1 protein-coding gene is annotated in these 1,816 nt (G+C 53.1%); it reads left to right on the top strand.

Annotated features, from left to right (window positions below; translation table 11 throughout):
• Nucleotides 1–624: 624 nt before the first annotated feature.
• Nucleotides 625–1,816, top strand: a 1,192-nt coding sequence (gene ltrA, locus BO26_RS18395) for a group II intron reverse transcriptase/maturase (RefSeq protein ID WP_081861949.1), incomplete at its 3' end; no start/stop codon positions are given.

The following is a 1,816-nucleotide window of genomic DNA, read 5'->3' as shown; positions in this document are numbered from 1 at the left end:
TAGTGCGCTGGGCATGGCGCGTTGCGCGTGAGCGCAACCGGGTTGGTTGTGGTGACCAAACCGGTGACTTGGAGGTGAAAGTCCTCTACACACCCGGTAAGGGGAAGTGTTAGCTGAACGGTAAGGGTGCCGTGGGTGACTGCGGATCTGAAGGAAACCGAAAGCAAAATGCTGGCCTGACGAACAGGAAGCGGTTTAGGCGGCACAGTGGGGTGAGGCGGCTAGTATCGTCAAAGCCCAATACTTACACGGAACGCTGTGACGTAAAGCCGACAGGTATAAGCAGGAAGGTCGCGTGAATTACCCCGGGAGCTCTGTTGTTCTGCCACTGTGCTACTGACATCGTGAGGTGTTGGGAGGGGACAACAGAAGTCAGCCGAGGCCGTAGTAGTGATGCAAAACCGGCATCATAAAGGGCTGAACATTGATAACCGTGATTAGGACGCCTTATCTCGATGCACGTTGATGATGCACAAGTACGGAAATACCGTCGCCTGAACAGAAGGAGGCAAGCGGAACTTGCGGAGCACTGTTGTGGGAGTTGAAACGTACACGGCGAAAGGTGAGCAAACGAAAGCGGAAGTGCCGCCGAATCTGGAAGCGGTGATAACCCGAAGCAATTTGATGCTGGCCTACCAGCGAGTGGTAGAGAACAAAGGCGGAGCAGGGGTAGATAACCTGAGCGTTGGCGAGCTCAAAGACTGGCTGAAACAACACTGGGCGAGTGTCAAAGAGGCATTGTTGCAGGGAAACTATGTCCCACAGGCGATACGTCAGATAGAGATCCCTAAGCCGGATGGCGGGGTTCGACGGCTGGGTATCCCAACGGTGGTAGACAGACTGATCCAACAGGCTATACAACAGCACCTCACGCCTTATTATGAGCCGGAGTTCTCAGACGCCAGCTACGGCTTCCGCCCGGGTCGCAACGCGTGGCAGGCAGTGCAGCAAGCACAATTCTACATGCAAAGCGGATACCGGTGGGTAGTTGATCTGGATCTGGAGAAGTTCTTTGACCGAGTTAACCACGACATCCTAATGTCGAGGCTGAGTCGGAAAATCAAAGATATCCGGTTGCTCAAACTAATCAGGCGCTATCTGGAAGTGGACAGGGTCGCGGGCAGAGAAATCACGAAACAACGGGAAGGCATGCCGCAAGGCAGCCCACTCTCGCCGCTGTTATCGAATATTTTACTGACGGCTCTTGACCGCGAACTGGAGCGGCGAGGCCACAAGTTCTGCCGGTATGCAGATGATTGCAATATCTATGTATGCAGTTGTAAAGCCGGAGAGCACGCGATGAAAGAGATAAGCCACTATCTGGAGGAGAAACTCCAGCTAAAGGTAAATACGCATAAAAGCGCGGTGGACAGGCCGTGGAAACGAAAATTCCTGGGGTACAGCGTCACTCACCATAAGATAACGAAGTTGAAGATCTCAACGAGCAGCGTGTCACGGGTAAAAGACAAAATCCGGGTTTTACTGACGGGGAATGTCTCGAGAGCGATGAAGACGGTGCTAAGAGAGTTGAACCCGGTATTACGTGGTTGGATGAGCTACTTTCGCTTAACGGAAGTGAAAGGCTGTTTGGACGAGCTGGATAGTTGGATACGGCGAAAACTGCGCTGCCTGATATGGCGGCAAAGGAAAAGGTCGTACGCCCGAGCAAGAATGCTAATGAGGAGCGGACTTGGGGAAGGAAGAGCGTGGAGATCAGCGACAAACCAGCGAGGACCTTGGTGGAACTCAGGAGCCAGTCACATGAACCAGGCATATCCAAAGAAAGCGTTCTCACAAGCGGGACTCTTATCACTGC

This window comes from Photorhabdus australis DSM 17609 (genome assembly GCF_000711895.1).
In the GTDB taxonomy this organism is placed as follows: Bacteria; Pseudomonadota; Gammaproteobacteria; order Enterobacterales; family Enterobacteriaceae; genus Photorhabdus; species Photorhabdus australis.
Note: the sequence above shows the minus strand (reverse complement) of the source record. Positions and strands in the feature narration are given on the sequence as shown.